Origin of the sequence: Vibrio qingdaonensis (genome assembly GCF_026191675.1) — a bacterium.
GTDB classification, from domain to species: domain Bacteria; phylum Pseudomonadota; class Gammaproteobacteria; order Enterobacterales; family Vibrionaceae; genus Vibrio; species Vibrio qingdaonensis.
Window position 1 is genome coordinate 145,086 of sequence record NZ_JAKRRY010000007.1, and the last position, 16,884, is coordinate 161,969.

Genomic DNA, 16,884 nt, shown 5'->3' on the forward strand with positions numbered 1-16,884 from the left:
TCAATAAATAATAAAATGAGTGTCAGGTGATGGCGTGTTAGGCCGTTTTCACCTCACCATTAGCAGAAATAGCTGTCTTCCTATGACTTACATATCTCTGAGGCGAAAAAGTGCTATCTTGTTGATTTCATTAATCGCCGTAGCAAACTCAGTTTCACTATCATTGCCTAATCGCATCTCGAACGATTCAAGAATTTGGTAACGATTGGCCCCTTTTACCGCCATGATAAAGGGAAATGTGAAGCGACTTTTGTAGCTATCGTTATAAGTGGTAAATTGTGCGAACTCTTCCTTCGAGCACTGGTCAATACCTGCCCCTGCTTGCTCTGAAGTTGAAGCCGCCGTGAGTGCTCCGTCTATCGCTGCTTTGCCCGCTAAGTCTGGGTGAGCATTAATAAGCGCGAGTTGTTGTTCATAAGGGGCTGCCAGTAATACTGACGCCATTTTTTCATGCAGTGATTCAATGTGGTTATCTTGCTCAGCAAGCCCTTGTTCAAAAACCGACTCCGCCACCCAAGGACTGTGCTCATAGATATCGGCAAACCGCGCGACAAAGTCGGTTTTATTTAATTGCGTCGGTTTGCCAAATTTAAACGGTGTCATATCTATGCTTCCTTACATCGAGTTAAAAGTATGGTGGTGTTGAATGGCATTGGTAGCCGTGTTCACGACTTAGATTCAGCCTGATACGGATGAGTTTGATGCCAATGATTAGCGATATCTATGCGTCGGCATAACCAAACCTTGTCGTGCTGCTGAACGTATTCAATGAATCGCTTAAGAGACGCAATTCTTCCAGGCTTACCAATTAAACGGCAATGCAATCCGACAGACATCATTTTCGGCGCACTCTCACCTTCGGCATAAAGCGTATCGAACGTATCCTTCAAGTATTGAAAAAATTGCTCACCGGAATTAAACCCCTGCGCAGTCGCAAAGCGCATATCATTGACATCCAGAGTGTAGGGAATCACAAGCTGCGGCCGTCCGGCTTCTGTATGCCAATAAGGTAAGTCATCGTCATAGGCATCAGAGTCATAAGCGAAACCACCCTCTTCGGCCACAAGTCTGCGCGTATTCGGCCCCGTTCTCCCCGTATACCAACCTTGTGGACGCTCACCGGTGACTCGTTGAATAATCTCAATGGCTTTCATCATATGATCGCGCTCTTCAGATTCATCCATGTATTGATAATCAATCCAGCGATAGCCGTGGCTGCATATCTCGTGCCCTGCTTCTTTCATCGCAATGGCGACATCTGGGTAACGTTCAACGGCCATAGCCACTGCAAACACCGTCAGCGGGATATCGTATTGTTTGAATAAGCGTAAAATCCGCCATACCCCTGCACGACTGCCATATTCATAGATTGATTCCATGCTCATGTGGCGTTCACCCGGAATTGCCTGAGCGCCCGGGATTTCAGACAGGAATGCTTCTGATTCATCATCACCATGCAGTAAACATCGCTCTCCCCCTTCCTCATAATTCAGAACAAAAGAAACCGCAATGCGAGCTTCATTTGGCCACATGGGGTGAGGGGGCGTTGGTCCATATCCGATAAGATTGCGAGAATAATCCTGACTCATCCAATCGCTCCTGCTAGTCCATAAGTCCTGTGAATTTCACCGTATAAATGCGTAACGGCCGATCCACTCAATACATTTATTGTATACAATTTTTTATTTTAATGTAAAGATTTTGTTTCTAAAGTTAATTTTTTTATTTCAGTCATTTTAAATCAAATACTTAATGATAATTTAACTCGCCATAATTTCATCCAAACAGAAAATAACCTCAAAAAAATCGTTAGGTAACGCAACATTTTCATAACAACAACCTTTACTAATTGTAGATATTGTGTACATATTATTATCAAGAATATAAATGCGAGCACATCTTATGGGAAAATTAACTACGCACGTTCTCGACACCGCGAGTGGTGTTCCAGGTGCCAACATCCAGGTGGTGCTATACCGCTTGGACGGTGATACACCAATTCAAATTCTACAAACTGACACCAATTCCGATGGCAGAACCAATGCACCGCTACTGGAAGGAGCGGCGTTTGTCGCCGGCCGATATCAGCTCGTCTTTCACGTTGCGCCCTACTTCCAACAGCAGGGCGTCGAACTCGATGATGTTCCATTTCTGGATGACGTAGTGATCCGCTTTGGACTTAATGACGAAGCGTCGCACTATCATGTGCCACTGCTGGTTTCTCCATACAGCTTTTCCACTTACAGAGGCAGCTGATCCACCAACAATGAAACGTTCTACATAAGAGAATAATTATTACGATTACTTAGTTGTGATCGCACCACACTCTCGAAAGCAAACCTCGACGTCGTAAAGACTCATCAATAAGCATCAAACACCCTGTTGATGTGATGAGCTTGGTCGTGTGCAGTTTAGGGACAGTCAATACTAGAAGGACTTGCTGAAATGAACGAAAGTAAAGCAGAAACACTTAATCAAACCAATGAGAATAGCTTTCTCGAACGATGGTTTAAGATCAAACAACACGGTTCAAGTGTCAAAAACGAAATGCTTGGCGGGGTCACAACCTTTGCCACCATGGCCTACATCATTTTTGTCAACCCAAGCATCATGGCAGCCTCTGGTATGGATCAGGGCGCTGTCTTCGTTGCCACCTGTATTGGCGCCGCCATTGGCTGTTTGCTGATGGGGCTATTCGCTAACTGGCCTGTGGGTCTGGCTCCAGGCATGGGCCTTAACGCCTTCTTCTCATTCACTGTCGTCAGTGAGATGGGCTATAGCTGGGAAGTAGCATTAGGCGCAGTGTTTATTTCCGGTGTGCTGTTTGTTGGTATGAGTTTCTACAAAATTAGGCAATGGATTATTGAAAGTATTCCACACAGTTTGCGGTTTGCCATGACTGCTGGTGTGGGGCTTTTCTTAGGCCTAATTGGGCTTAAAACAGCAGGTATTGTCGTAGAAAACCCTGCCACATTAGTATCTCTGGGCGACTTTACCAAGCCCGACGCGATTCTCGCAGCGATGGCGTTCTTGATCATTGCCGTATTAAGTGAACGCAAAGTTTTTGGCGCCGTCCTAATTGGTATTTTAAGTGTTACTATCGTCGGAATGATGCTTGGTCTTGTGCAATATAATGGCTTCTTTGCGGCGCCACCGAGCATTGCCCCTACTTTTCTTGCTATGGATATCAGTGGTGCACTCAACATATCAATGATCAGTGTGATCCTCGCCTTTTTGTTTGTAAACATGTTTGATACGGCAGGTACACTAATGGGTGTTGCCGAACGTGCTAACCTAATCAATAAAGAAACGGGGAAAATTGAAGGGCTCAGTAAAGCCCTGAAAGCAGATAGTATCGCCAGTGTGGCTGGTGCATGTGTGGGTTGCCCACCCGTCACCAGTTACGTAGAAAGTGCCTCTGGCGTCGCCGCTGGGGCTCGTACAGGTTTATCCGCTATCGTTGTGGCAGCGCTATTTCTTGCCGCCATCTTTCTGTCGCCATTAGCAGGAATGATTCCTTCTTACGCCACCGCTGGCGCTCTGATTTACGTAGCGTTTGTCATGATGAGCAGCATGCAGCATGTCGATTGGAAAGACTTCACTAACGGTGCACCCGCTGCCATTACAGCATTAATGATGCCGTTAACCTTCTCTATCGCCAATGGTATTGCACTGGGGTTCATTACCTATACCGTACTTAAAGTGTGTACTGGAAAAACGAAAGATGTTTCCATCTCTATGTACGTATTAACGGCAGTGTTCGTCGCTAAGCTAATCTACATTTAATCGATAGACATTTCTGTGTAGAAAACGAGAGGGTAAATACCCTCTCGTTTGTATTTTACGACAACGCCAACTATTCGCCTCCCGAACAATGTAGGCTTAACTCTCCCTTTCTAAGTGTGCGGTACAGCCCGCTTGGTGTGCATTATTGCTCAGGGTAAATGACCAACCATAACTTGCACATAATCGCTGCACGATAAGTAGCCCCAGTCCATGCTCAGTTTCATTCTGCCCACTAATGCCACACCCAGAATCAGTGACAGTAATCGCCTGTGATGTCACCTCAACATTAATATGCCCTTGTTTAGTAAAGCGAGCCGAATTATCAATGAGGTTTTTTAAGAGCATATTTAATACCGCAGGAGGGAAATTCAACGGCGTGTTATCTGCGATTTTCAGTGTAAATTGCACGTCAGGGTGTCGCTTACTTATCGATTTTTGCACATCAATATCGTCATACGAAAACTCAGTTAACGTATTTTTATGCTCGGTATTTTCTTGTTTAACAATGTTAAGCAATACTTCCACGGTTGCCTGCATGCCTTCCGCAGCATGAATAATGCGCTGACGCTGCCTAGCTTGAAAGTCTTTCTGTTGTTTCATCGCTTGCAAATTGGCCGCTCCAAGGATGATTGATATTGGTGTCTTTAATTCATGGCTGGCGTATTTGGCAAACATAAGTTCTTGTTTAACTAGCCGATCTTTCATCTGAGTGTAGCTATTGAGGTGATCCGCCAGTTGTTTTACTTCATCAATCGAGCTCGAAGACACGGAAAAACGCTGTGCCTTTTCAGATTTTAGCTGTTCACTTAGATCTGCGATCGGTGACATTAATCCTCCAAGCATGCGCTGCAAAGAGACACGTAAAAATGCAATCAGCATGAGCATTAATGCTAAAGCAACCAGCATCAAGCTATCCCAACTGTCGTCGCCAAAATCCAGAGCTCGCATACCAACACTTAGATACAGGGGGCGTAAAGTCCCTGTTTTGTCGATAAATTCAGTATGAAAGACAAGAAACCCATCTTCACTAAAGCGGTTGTAGCGAGTCACTTCATTTAGAGGGTAAGGCGCTTGTGCTTTTAACCTTTCTGTTAACGCTTGCTCGCTAAAGTACGCCGTGACATTGGGACTAATCGACACTACTTTAGCGTTATCTAGTGCATGATGCTGGATGGCAACCTGCTCGAAGGACACTAAGTGACGCTCTATTTGATTGTCCTCATTGAAGACCAGATAGAGTGAGAACGAAAAAAACACCAGAAACGAGGACGACAGTGCCATTATAGAAAAGGTCATAATGAGCCGCGCTTTCACATCTTCAATAGTGTTTCGTTGGCACTTTTTAAACCTGCGCTTTAACCCCATCATACCGCCACCAATTTAAAACCCACTTTTGGTACGGTGACCAACATCTGGTGCTCAAATGGCTTGTCTAGCGCATTTCTTAATAAATAGATGTGGCTTCTTAGCACGTCTTTATCCGGTATATCTTCTCCCCACAATTGATGAATCAACGTCTCTCTAGAGACCACTTCTCCCTGAGCCTTAGTTAACACCAACAAAATTTGATACGTCGCATGAGTCACCGTTAACGGTTGAGAATCACGCATCACCTGATGGTTTTTTTGATCAATCGTCAGATCACCAAACTGAAGACGAGATAACGCGACCTCACCTCGAAAACGCTTGATTAATGCCAATAGTCGAACTTCCAGTTCTGGAAATTGGAATGGCTTACTAATAAAGTCATCGATGCCGTTTTCAAACCCCATAAGTAAGTCTTCTTGTCCGTTAAGTGCTGTCAGCATCAAAACGGGAGTTGTGCTGCCCTGCTCTCTCAGTTCACGTGCCACTTGCATCCCATCTTTTTTCGGCATCATCACGTCCAAAATAATGGCATCAAATTCATGCTCTAGGGCAAGCTCTAAACCCAGCTCACCATTATCAGCAAAATCGACTTCTGCCCCTTTCACTTCTAAAAAATCAGCCAAGATGCCTTGCAACTCTTCATTGTCTTCAACAACCAGTATTCTTTTCCCCGCTAGCATGCGCTTTCCTCTGCCCCTAAAACATCCTTCTATTATAGATAAAACATGTCGAATTAATGTCGAATAATGACCAAATTCCACATCGTAACATCCGCCGCGCATTCGACATAAAATCGACACGCAGCACGACACACTATGGAAAAATCCATTTGTGGAGTTAGCCATGAAAACCTCATTACTCATTACTTTTCTCAGCCTATCCGTATTTATCAGCCACTCATATGCGGTTGAATTAATTGGTAAAACCACCAGCAAAAATGCCGTTCGTATTGTTTCCGAAGTGAGCGGCGTGATCAAAACAACCTCATGGCAGGTTGGTGATGCGATCACCGCTTCCTCAGCCCTAGCCGAGATCAAGCGACAAGATTTTGAGTTAGCAGTACAGAAGCAGAGGGCCAGCCTGAAGCTGGTTGAAGCCGATTTACATATTAATAAATCCACATACTCTCGCTACCAAGCCCTTCGCGCTAAAAACAGCCTGTCTCAAAATGAACTTGATGTTGCAAAGGCAGACTATGCGGCAGCGGAGGCTAATGTGGAATTAGCAAAAATAGAACTCAATAAAGCGCAGTTAGATCTAAAGAACACCACGGTCTACTCACCTATTGATGGCTATGTCGTCGAGCGAAATGTCAACGAAGGTGCCTGGGTGAACCGAGGTGATCAACTCTTCACATTAACGAATATCGATACACTCAATGCACGGCTACTTGCCAGTGAATTTGACCTCGCGTCCATTCATGTTGGGCAACCAATTCAACTTTGGGCGGAAGCCAACCCAAACCACAAAATTACCGCAATTATCAATCGTATTGGTGTGGAATTAGACGCTAAGACATTTGCTTATCCGGTCGAAATTGAAATCGAGAATAGCCAACACCTCTTTAGACCAGGGATGTCCTTACATGCCACGACAACATTTTCGTCAGGTAACTGAATCTGTGTAATTAGCTAAGTCTGTGTAATTAACTAAATCCGTGTAATTAACGGAATCCAGCTAATTAACTAGGTTCACTTAATTATCTCGGTTCGCTTAATTAAGCCCTCGCGATTCACCACTACTCATTCAACCATCGTCAATCTAGTGATTGCTAATTCAACTTAAGGGGTCTCGAATGAACACTTTTCTTGCCTACTTTGCTAGGCGCAGTTTTCTCGCTCGTATTATTACCATAATGGTGCTTTTAGTGGGGGCTGGCGCAATCAGCATTCTCAAACTTCAAGAGCTCCCTGACGTGGCATTTGCGGAAGTCGAGATCACGACACAATATCCGGGGGCATCCTCGCAAGATATTGAGTTAAACATCACCAACAAAATTGAGAAAGAGCTGAAGTCGATTCAAGGGCTCACAACCTACTACTCTCAGTCTTTTGATGGCCAGTCTTATATCAACATCGAGCTCGATGAAAGTTATGAGGTCAATAAGACGGTTCGTGATATTCAACAAGCCGTGGATCGTGTTCAAGGTCTACCAAAAGATATCTCGAACCCTCCGTTAGTCGTCCAAAAGGACACCTCCTCTTTCGATGTTATGACATTCGGCGTAGTAACAACGCTCGATAATCACGCATTACAGCAATACACTCGTGAACTTGAAAAGCGGTTAAGATCAGTCCCCGGTGTCGGAAACGTGCGTCTGGACGGCTACACCGAGAGAGAGTTTTGGATTGAGGTTGACCCAACCAAAGTACTTCGATATCAATTAACCTTTAATGATGTCATTGCCGCGATTAATACGCGTAGCCTGTCACTTTCTGGGGGAATTGTGGAGTCGTGGGACAACGACCAACGCATTGTTACCCTCACGCAAATTCACACAGTTGAAGAGCTCGCCAACACCATCATCGATGTCTTGCCCACCGGTGAAATGATCCGATTGGGGGATGTTGCTCAAGTCTCCGATGGGTTTGAGAAAGCCACTGAGCTGGGTATGGTGGATGGGCAGAACGCCGTGGTATTCTCCATCAGCAAAAATGCCAGTGCGGACATTATTGCCACTATCGACCGCGTAAAAACAATTTTAGATCAAGAGAATACACGCCTAGAAGGTCAATTTAGCTTTCCGATTACTTTAAACCTAGCGGATGATATGGCAGAAAAATTCTCCATCGTCACCATCAATGGTGGAGTTGGGCTCATTCTGGTTCTTATTGTTCTAAGTATGATATTGAAACGCCAAGTCGCCTTTTGGGTATCCGTCTCCATTCCATTTTGTGTACTTGGGGTCATGGCCGTCTTACCCGCACTTGGCATGAATCTAGACAGTATTACCCTTGCGGCTTTGCTTCTGGTAATTGGTATTATTGTCGATGATTCAGTCATCGTCGCCGAGAGTATTTATCAACAAAAAGAACAAGGGAAGTCTGGCGTTGAAGCGGCGACCTTGGGGGTTCAGAACGTCATTCGCCCCATCATTGCCAGCTTGACAACAACGGCGCTGGTTTTCATCCCTATGTTTTTTATTCCAGGCACCATGGGCAAAGCCATCATTGTTATTCCTATCACGGTCATTACCGCGCTTTTATTTTCACTGGCAGAATGTACCTTTACTCTGCCTGCACATTTGGCTACATCACTCGATAGCCCCCCGAGGAATGGTTCGAACAATACGCGCTTCACAGCACTCATTCAGCGCTACAAAGCGATACTTTGCTACTGTTTAGCTCGCAAAAAACGTATTTTAGTGCTCGCACTTACGTGCCTTGTGGGCAGCTCAACGCTACTAACCACACTAAAGCTCGACATTTTTCCAAGTGATGCGGCCAAATACATTGAGATTTACACAGAGATCGCTCCGGGCACCCCGCTCAATAAAGTCCGCCAAACCCATACGGACTTAGAGAACGCTATCGCAGCATTACCAAGCAATGAAGTCGTCTCGCATCAAATCACGTACTCCAGCCCTGTGAGCCGTGGGTTGATCACGCTGACAAATGTTGATCAACGTACACGAACCGCCAATGATATCGCCGACTCGCTCAGCCACGAATTGACCAACTCGACCAGTATAAATTTTGTAAAATTTACGGTAGATGCAGGTGGTCCCCCTCCCGGTGAGCCGGTAGAAATTCGCATCATCAGCAATAACCAGAAAGAGCGCGAACAAGCATTGGACCTTGTCATGGATTGGATGAGCCAGCACAGTGGGCTTGATAACGTCACTCATAACGAAGCGTTGACCGATCCACAATTACAAGTATTACCACAATACGAGTGGCTAGCGCGCTACAATTTAACCGTGCAAGATCTTGCTAACACGCTGCGCATTGCGTTTGATGGTGATACGGTGACATCAACATGGATTGGCGACGAAGAAGTGAAGCTGCGCGTGATACTGGATGAAAAATATCGCAATCTCGACAAGCTCGCCACCACTAAAATCACCACACCTTCAGGGGTAAAAGTGCCACTCAACCGTTTAGCAAAAGTTCAAGAAATTCAAGCGCCACGAGAAATTCTCCACTACAACGGCGATCGCCAAATATTAGTTAGCGCGCAAATTATCGATGACAACCTAAGCTCTGGAGCACTCAGTCAGCAACTGACTCAAGCGTTAACACCGCAGGTAGGAACCAGCGTAAGACTCGATGTTGGTGGTGAAGCAGAGAACACCGACGAAACCATGTCTGGCTTCTTTGTCGCTTTCCCTGCTGCAATGATTGGCATCTATTTTGTGCTCGCCATTATGTTTGGGTCGTTATTACAGCCGCTATTGATCATGGCCGTCATTCCGTTTGCTATTGTCTCTGCATTAATGGCGCTATTTCTCCACATGCAGCCTATTTCGTTATTTGCTTTGGTTGGTATATTGGGGATGGCTGGGGTCGTGGTCAATAACGCTCTGGTCCTCGTCAACCGTATTAACGAACTGCAACAAGAGGGTTTCTCTGTCACTCACGCGATTGTTGAAGCCGCAGCAAGCCGCTTCAGGCCTATCGTCCTGACATCAATCACAACCGTGGTAGGCTTACTGCCATTGGCTTACGGTATTGGCGGTACCGATGTCTATATGGGGCCGATGTCATTAACGCTTGGGTATGGATTGCTGCTCTCATTACCGATTGTATTAATTGTCATACCTTGTCTATATGCACTTTGTGCGCGACCTAAGGTCATAAGCGACACCTCTCCTGTCACCAATAGCCAACAGCCAACAAGTAATAACCAATTACCAATTACCAATTACCAATAAGTAAAATCCGCTAAAGCGACCCTAACCAATATCGCTAACCTATCGCGCTGCTCGGAACGTTTAACCGCAGCAGCGCTGCACATACCGCTGCCAAAGCGCGAGTTTCAAACACCATTTGAACCCAACAACGCACATATTACGACGCCCTTTCTCCAATCCCTCGTAAACGAATACGGCTGACATTTAGGTTCATAATGTGGCGCAATACGTAACGATATAATACCTTTTTGACCCCGGACAAATTACTACCATATTTTGAATAAAAGTCATCCGGCTGCGGATACACACCAAAATCATCGGCAATACCTTCACTCTGTATATAGGTATCATCACCCTTCCAATCGACATCTGGCTGAGCCAAGTTTTTTGTCGATATTGCATAACCTGAAAAGGCGTCTTGTTGCGCGGAAAAACGCTGCTGTACCTGCCTTAGATAGCCACTATCTAAAATGTAACCTTCTAAATTCACCCAACGCCCTTCTTGGTAGACTTCTACCCAACTATGAATGATGCGCTCTGGAGCCACACGAAAAATCGCCGTAGGAATAGCACCTCGCTGCAGTTCATTATAAATCGTAAAGCCATGCAGTCTGGTTTCAATACCCACAGAGCGAAGGAGCGCCATTAATAACGTACCTTTGGTGTTGCACTGCCCATAACCATCTTTTAGTACTTGGCTCGCAGCAAGACGGTCGTCACTATTGTAACCAAAACGAATATCGTCTCGGACAAAATGATAAATTGCACCAATCGCATCATAGCGAGACAAGGTTTTCCATTGTTTTTCGTCAATCAATTCTTGGATGTCATCATGTAAAAAATCCAACATCGGTGTGGGTTGTAAATAGGCTTGAGATAACTCGTTCATAGATTACTCCGGTCACTGAATCTACCCTTAGAGTAACTAACCACTTTTTAGAATAATTGAATAAACTGGCTACGAACGTCGAAACACTGCGTTAGCTTGTCGAATCGTCATACCAAAGGTATGACGAAACGTCCGACTTAAATGTGCGCTATCCGAAAACCCCGCCATATAGGCCGCCTCTGTGGCCGATTGACCAGCAAGTACCGCTTCAACAGCACAGATCATTCGACACCAAAGTAAGTATGGACGCCACGGTATTCCTACTTCTTGACGAAACAAATGCAAAAATCGACTCTCTGATAAGGCAAGTGTTGCCGCGACGTCCGCAGCACGCCATGCATTCGGCTTCAAACAAGTGACACCGACGCACTGATAAAGCTCATCGACTAACCTTTTAATACGAGGATCGATAATATTACTGTTGTTATTGAGATAAAAAGGACTGGGTTGCTTTAAATGTTCTAACAGCGATAGGAGGTGAATGGCGACATCATCAAGTTTGATATCTGAAGCCCTTGGCCTTGAGAAGTGCAGTTTCGGCAGCATCTCAATGGGGCGCTGCGCCAAAAGCTGATTCATTGCTGCTCCAAGCTCACCGCTTGGCTCCAGCAACACAATCCAGCCTTCTTCCATCTGTAATTGATGCTCTACATTCGAGGCGAGTATCATAGGCGCAGCGATCTCTTTACTAACAACATGAGATAACCCATTCGAAGACAATGTCTCGGCTCGTAAACACAGAGTACAACGGCTTTCGGGCTTGGGCCAAACCAGCTGAATAGCATGATGGCGATGGTAATCAGCATCTATCGATGACCCGTACATCATCATGATCCCCGCTCTAATCCACACCTTTGGTTCAGCCATTATTCTACTCCTTAGCAATACCCATCAAATTCCGTTTGAACCAAACACCCCTTTCTCTATAAGCTTGGTTAATATCGCCTGACTCTTATCTCTAAACCTATCTCGCAATAGGCGTACAGTGGGTGTTATCGATTGGCGACTGGGGCAAACCAACCATAATTCTGACGGCGTGGGCTTATATTGTGGCATCAAATTCACCACTCGCCCTGCTAGCAAATCACTCGACATATCGATACATGACTTGAACGCGATGCCTTTACCTTCTACACACCAACGTCGTACGAAATCACTGTCATTAGAGGCCCGATTGCCTTTTAGTTTAATCTTATAGTCTTGCTTCCCATCATTAAAAGCCCACTCATCTTGGATAATGTCGTGCAATTGGTAGAACAGTGCATTGTGATTCAGCAAATCTTGTGGGGTCTGAGGCGTACCATGCTCAGCCAAGTAATCAGGGCTCGCACACAACACTCTTGGCGCATCACTAATCTTAAATCCGTATAAATTCGAGTCCAATTTGGGCCCATAGCGCAACGCCATATCCACGGCATCGCGATAGAAATCAATATTACTGTCACTAATATGGGTGCGTAGAGACACCTTCGGGTATTCAAGTAAAAAGTCGTCGAGCCAAGAGGCGACGATATTACGCCCTAAATCAGAAGACATGGCTATTCGCACTTCGCCGTCAATGATACCAAGCTCTTCTCGCATATTGAGCTTAGCCTGTTGAAGCATTTTCACGGCTTGCTCACACTGTGGTAGATACCGTTCACCCGCAGCAGAAAGTCGTAAATGACGGGTGGTGCGAACAAATAGCTCCGCACCCAGTGACGCTTCAACACGCTTTACCGCTGCACTGGCGGTGGCAGTTCTCATATCAAGATTAGTTGCGGCAGCGGTGATACTGCGAAACTCCGCCACCTTTAAGATAACGTGTAAATCTTCAAGTAGCATTGACCTACCCCTGCTCTCTTGGTTTGGTTAGATGATGATCCACAACACGTGCTTCACACTTATTATCAAATAATTTTTGATAATAATTCAAATTATAGCCTCTTTATAACTATCAATCTTACTATTACTATGTTTCGACACAAACACTTTATCCATACTCATAAGTCGCTTATTACTGCGCCTTAAGAAGACGAGAACAGACTATGACGTCATTAACTATTGTTGCCAATATCATCGCTAATGAAGATAAAATTGAATTGGTTAAATCCGAACTGTTAGCACTTATTGACGCAACGCGCGCCGAAGAAGGCTGCATCAATTACGACTTGCACCAAGATAATAACAACCCTGCGCACTTTACGTTTTATGAAAACTGGACGTCACCTGAGCTGTTACAAGCGCATTTGCGTAGCGCCCACATTGCGAAATACAAGACGGCAACCGAAGGTGCCGTCGCCAGCTTTACACTCAATGAGATGACTCGTATTGGGTAATGCTGTCAGAAGTTCGACGGCTTTTATTTCTAACGCTTTCTATTCCTAACTATTTTCATTTCGGAGATGACCATGACACATCCCATCATTGCTGACTTAGAGCAACGTTATACCGCTAAACGCTACGATGCGACAAAGCGTATCCCTCAAGACGAACTAGAGGTGATTTACGAGGCAACACGACTGTCCGCTTCGTCGATCAACTCACAGCCGTGGAAGTTTATCGTCATTGAAAGCGATGAAGCCAAGCAGCGCATGCACGATACGTTTGTTAACAAGCATCAATTTAATCAGCCTCATATCAAAGAAGCCTCACATATTATTTTGTTCGCATACCACCCCAACTACACCCGTGATGATTACGCAAAAGTGGTCGACAAAGGGATTGAAGATGGCCGTACGGCACCCGAGCAACGCGAGCAAGCCTTTGGTGGTTTTGCGTTTGCTGAATTGAACACCGATGAGACCGGCAATACGTCAACATGGACGAAAGCGCAAACCTACCTTGCGCTCGGTAATACCATGCATGTTTTAGCCCGCTTAGGTATTGATTCAACGCCAATGGAAGGCGTCGATTCCGAGATGATCACAGAGCTGTTTAGAGAGGAGTTGGGTGGCTACCAGTGTGATGTTGCCTTAGCGATGGGGTATCACCATGCGGATGAAGATTACAATGCATCCCTGCCTAAATCGCGCTTAAGCCGCGAAGCCGTATTAACGGTTTTATAACCGTTTAGAGTGCCGTTACTTCCGCCAAAATAGTTAATTTGAACAATGGTTCGAACCATCCCTTAAACGATGGCTACTCTGGCGCTGTCAGTGACTTAATTGACTCTCTAATCACTAGCGAGCCCGATATTGAAATTAATTGGGCTCGTTCATTCTCTCCCAATATCCGTAGTATCGCCACCTTAACCATATTGCCCAACGGTACACTGACCGAGCTCAAGCTTGGTGATAAATACTCGCCCATATTGCTGTTGTCAAAACCTGCAATTGAGATCTCTTCAGGTAATGACAAGCCTGCATTACTGAATGCACGCATGGCACCCATCGCCATATCATCATTGCAAGCCAGTATTGCTGACGGTCGTCGATCACACTCAAGTAACCGTACTGCGGCTAAATAGCCCCCTTTCAACGCCCAGTTTCCGCATTGCTCCAGTTCTTTATCAACGGGTAAACCATGTTTTTCCAATACATCCCTATAGGCGCGATAACGCTGTTGATCTGTGCCTGAGTTTGGGTTGCCACGAATAATAGCAATGCTGCGATGACCGTTTTGCACTAAGTGCTCCATCATTAAACAGGCACTTTGATAATGATTGGTTGTAATCGCGTGTTGAGGGTGATCGGAGACGGGGCGATTCAACACCATGATCGGGGTAGTGGTACGGCTAATGATTTCCGCGAGCTCTTTTTCGTTTAGATATTTTGAATAAACAATGATGCCGGCGCATTTCATATCCAAAAGAAAATTAATGGCGTCCCTTTCCTCTGCTTTACTGTGTTTCCCATCCGTCATCACTAACTGGTGGTTCGACTCTTCGCAAAATGAAGCGGCATGATTCATCAAGGTAGAAAAATAAGGGCCATCAAACAAGACATTACTCATAACAAAACCGATGAAATTGGTTTTTCTCATAGCCAGATTTTGCGCTAGGATATTGGGCCGATAACCAGTTTTCTGAATCGCATCAAACACTCGCTTCACGACATCCGGTCGTACGATATTTTTCTTGTTCAATACTCTTGATACTGTCGCTTTAGAGACGCCCGCCTCATTGGCAACATCCAGCATCGTTACTTTCACCACCCATACCTCTTTAATACATTCTAATCGCCCACGATTGCATCATAAGTGCCACTATTACATCACAAGTACCACTATTACATCACAAGTACCACTATTACATCATAAACGCCCACTGGTGCGGGCGTTTATGATTACGGCATTAGTTCAGATTAACCTAAAGCACTTCGCCATTAGAAGCTATCACACTCTGATACCAGCTAAATGACTTTTTCTTTGCTCGAGAAAAGCTGCCCGACCCATCATTGTGCTTATCAACGTAGATAAAACCATAGCGCTTTTTCATTTCACCAGTGGTAAAGGAGACCAAATCAATGCATCCCCACGGGGTATAACCCATCAGTTCAACACCATCAATACAGACGGCTTTTTTCATTTCGGCAATATGTTCACGCAAATAATCGATGCGGCTGTCATCTTCAATATTGCCATCATCCTGTACGTGATCAATCATGCCAAAGCCATTTTCTACGATAAACAGTGGCACTTCATAGCGCTCATAAAGTGACGCCAGGCAATAACGCAAGCCAGTAGGGTCAATTGACCACCCCCAATCACTGGATTTGATAAATGGATTCTCAACCGAGTTTTCATGTCCGCCATCCATACTCTCTTTTGTCGATTGCTGCGACGTAGAATCTAACGTATTCGACATGTAGTAACTAAAGCCAAGATAGTCGGCTTTACCCTGCTTCAGAATCAATTCATCTTCAGGGTGCATATCAATATTAAACCCTTTGATTGCCCAGTCACGTTTTGCATAAGCCGGATAGTGACCTCGCACCATCACATCGGAGAATAAATATCGGTCTCGCATCGCTTGCTGGGCTAGCATCACATCAGCTGGTTTCGAAGAACGTGGATAAAATGGCACCATGGCACACATGGCACCAATCTTCATATTAGGGTTAATATCATGTCCCTTGCTCACCACTAACGCACTTGCCACAAACTGGTGATGAACCGCTTGATACATTGCCTCTTTCGGGCGTTCAAATTCCGAAAATTTCACACCTGAACACATCCAACCAAAAATATCTGCAGAGACGTTGACCTGATTATTGATTTCATTAAACGTCATCCAATACTTCACTTTATGCTTATAACGCTCCATGACCACCGTAGAATAACGAACAAAAAAGTCGATCATTTTGCGATTCATCCAACCACCATATTCTTTCGCTAGTTGGTAAGGCATTTCAAAGTGGCTCAGTGTGATAACCGGTTCAATGCCGTGCTTAATTAGCTCATCAAACATATCATCATAAAACGCCAATCCTGCTTCGCACGGCTCTAATTCATCCCCTTTAGGAAAGATACGAGTCCAAGCAATACTGGTTCGAAAGCATTTAAACCCCATCTCAGCAAACAACTTGATGTCGTCTTTATAGCGATGATAAAAATCCACGGCTTCTTGATTCGGGTAGTGTTCACCTTCTAGCACACCGTCGGTAATACGGCGCTGCACACCATGCTCTCCAGCAGTCAAGACATCCACTACGCTCACACCTTTACCATTAGCGTTCCAGCCGCCCTCTAGCTGATGCGCAGCAACCGCACCACCCCATAAAAAATCACTAGGAAAACTTGTTTTCATACTTTGACTCACCAAATTGATTGAATTAATCCGAGCGTCACTTCTGTGTCGGAGCGAAATAAACGCCTGCGCATTAACGCCAACATTATTTCTGAAACCGGTTTCAACAATGTAAAAAACAGCAAAATGTGACAAGAGTCACATTACAATACCAACCGTTCGCTCTCTCCTATGCCCGCCATTTTTATACGATCCAACAGATGGCGAATTTGTGCTTCACTCTTGGCATACGGTTATATACTCAATATACAACTCGTTTAA

At 45.0% G+C, this 16,884-nt stretch carries 15 protein-coding genes; 6 read left to right on the top strand and 9 right to left on the bottom strand.

The features are described 5' to 3' along the window. Positions 1 to 87 precede the first annotated feature (87 nt). The gene (gene uraD, locus MD535_RS07925) at positions 88 to 603 is read right to left on the bottom strand and encodes a 2-oxo-4-hydroxy-4-carboxy-5-ureidoimidazoline decarboxylase (RefSeq protein ID WP_265674336.1); all 516 of its coding nucleotides are present in this window, start codon (positions 601 to 603) and stop codon (positions 88 to 90) included. A gap of 62 nt (positions 604 to 665) precedes the next feature. After that, on the bottom strand, positions 666 to 1,589 hold the full coding sequence (puuE, locus tag MD535_RS07930; RefSeq protein WP_265674337.1) for an allantoinase PuuE: 924 nt from the start codon (positions 1,587 to 1,589) through the stop codon (positions 666 to 668). A gap of 313 nt (positions 1,590 to 1,902) precedes the next feature. Between puuE and uraH the strand changes: the two genes are divergently transcribed. Together uraH and MD535_RS07940 are read left to right on the top strand one after the other, a co-directional pair. After that, entirely contained in the window at positions 1,903 to 2,256 is a 354-nt protein-coding gene (gene uraH / locus MD535_RS07935) for a hydroxyisourate hydrolase (protein ID WP_265674338.1), read from the top strand. Between the two features lie 189 nt (positions 2,257 to 2,445). Beyond that, positions 2,446 to 3,786, top strand: coding sequence for an NCS2 family permease (locus MD535_RS07940; RefSeq protein ID WP_265674339.1), 1,341 nt, complete (start codon positions 2,446 to 2,448; stop codon positions 3,784 to 3,786). A 96-nt stretch (positions 3,787 to 3,882) separates the two neighbouring features. Here the strand turns inward: MD535_RS07940 and MD535_RS07945 are convergent, their stop codons facing one another. Then, positions 3,883 to 5,082 carry a sensor histidine kinase gene (locus tag MD535_RS07945; protein ID WP_265674340.1) on the bottom strand — a complete coding sequence of 400 codons (1,200 nt, stop codon included), beginning with the start codon at positions 5,080 to 5,082 and terminating at the stop codon, positions 3,883 to 3,885. A gap of 68 nt (positions 5,083 to 5,150) precedes the next feature. After that, positions 5,151 to 5,834 carry a response regulator transcription factor gene (locus MD535_RS07950; protein ID WP_265674341.1) on the bottom strand — a complete coding sequence of 228 codons (684 nt, stop codon included), beginning with the start codon at positions 5,832 to 5,834 and terminating at the stop codon, positions 5,151 to 5,153. Positions 5,835 to 5,997: 163 nt separating this feature from the next. Here MD535_RS07950 and MD535_RS07955 point away from each other — a divergent pair, with 163 nt between their 5' ends. Next, the gene (locus MD535_RS07955; RefSeq protein ID WP_265674342.1) at positions 5,998 to 6,771 is read left to right on the top strand and encodes an efflux RND transporter periplasmic adaptor subunit; all 774 of its coding nucleotides are present in this window, start codon (positions 5,998 to 6,000) and stop codon (positions 6,769 to 6,771) included. Between the two features lie 178 nt (positions 6,772 to 6,949). After that, on the top strand, positions 6,950 to 10,027 hold the full coding sequence (locus tag MD535_RS07960) for an efflux RND transporter permease subunit (RefSeq protein WP_265674343.1): 3,078 nt from the start codon (positions 6,950 to 6,952) through the stop codon (positions 10,025 to 10,027). A 136-nt stretch (positions 10,028 to 10,163) separates the two neighbouring features. Here the strand turns inward: MD535_RS07960 and MD535_RS07965 are convergent, their stop codons facing one another. The 3 genes from MD535_RS07965 to MD535_RS07975 form a co-directional block, all read right to left on the bottom strand. After that, complete coding sequence (locus MD535_RS07965; RefSeq protein ID WP_265674344.1) at positions 10,164 to 10,895, bottom strand: transglutaminase-like domain-containing protein; 732 nt, start codon at positions 10,893 to 10,895, stop codon at positions 10,164 to 10,166. A 69-nt stretch (positions 10,896 to 10,964) separates the two neighbouring features. Further along, entirely contained in the window at positions 10,965 to 11,762 is a 798-nt protein-coding gene (locus tag MD535_RS07970) for a helix-turn-helix transcriptional regulator (protein ID WP_265674345.1), read from the bottom strand. 24 nt (positions 11,763 to 11,786) lie between these two features. Then, entirely contained in the window at positions 11,787 to 12,719 is a 933-nt protein-coding gene (locus MD535_RS07975) for a LysR family transcriptional regulator (protein ID WP_265674346.1), read from the bottom strand. Between the two features lie 203 nt (positions 12,720 to 12,922). On the opposite strand from MD535_RS07975, the gene MD535_RS07980 reads away from it, so the two are divergent. Continuing rightward, a complete protein-coding gene (locus MD535_RS07980) occupies positions 12,923 to 13,213 on the top strand; it encodes a putative quinol monooxygenase (protein ID WP_265674347.1) in 291 nt (96 codons plus the stop codon). 72 nt (positions 13,214 to 13,285) lie between these two features. Beyond that, positions 13,286 to 13,942, top strand: coding sequence for an NAD(P)H-dependent oxidoreductase (locus tag MD535_RS07985; RefSeq protein WP_265674348.1), 657 nt, complete (start codon positions 13,286 to 13,288; stop codon positions 13,940 to 13,942). Positions 13,943 to 14,015: 73 nt separating this feature from the next. Here MD535_RS07985 and MD535_RS07990 read toward each other — a convergent pair whose 3' ends face one another. Next, on the bottom strand, positions 14,016 to 15,014 hold the full coding sequence (locus MD535_RS07990) for a LacI family DNA-binding transcriptional regulator (protein WP_265674353.1): 999 nt from the start codon (positions 15,012 to 15,014) through the stop codon (positions 14,016 to 14,018). A gap of 169 nt (positions 15,015 to 15,183) precedes the next feature. Beyond that, positions 15,184 to 16,623, bottom strand: a complete 1,440-nt coding sequence (locus MD535_RS07995; RefSeq protein ID WP_265674349.1) for a 6-phospho-beta-glucosidase — start codon at positions 16,621 to 16,623, stop codon at positions 15,184 to 15,186. Positions 16,624 to 16,884: the final 261 nt, after the last annotated feature.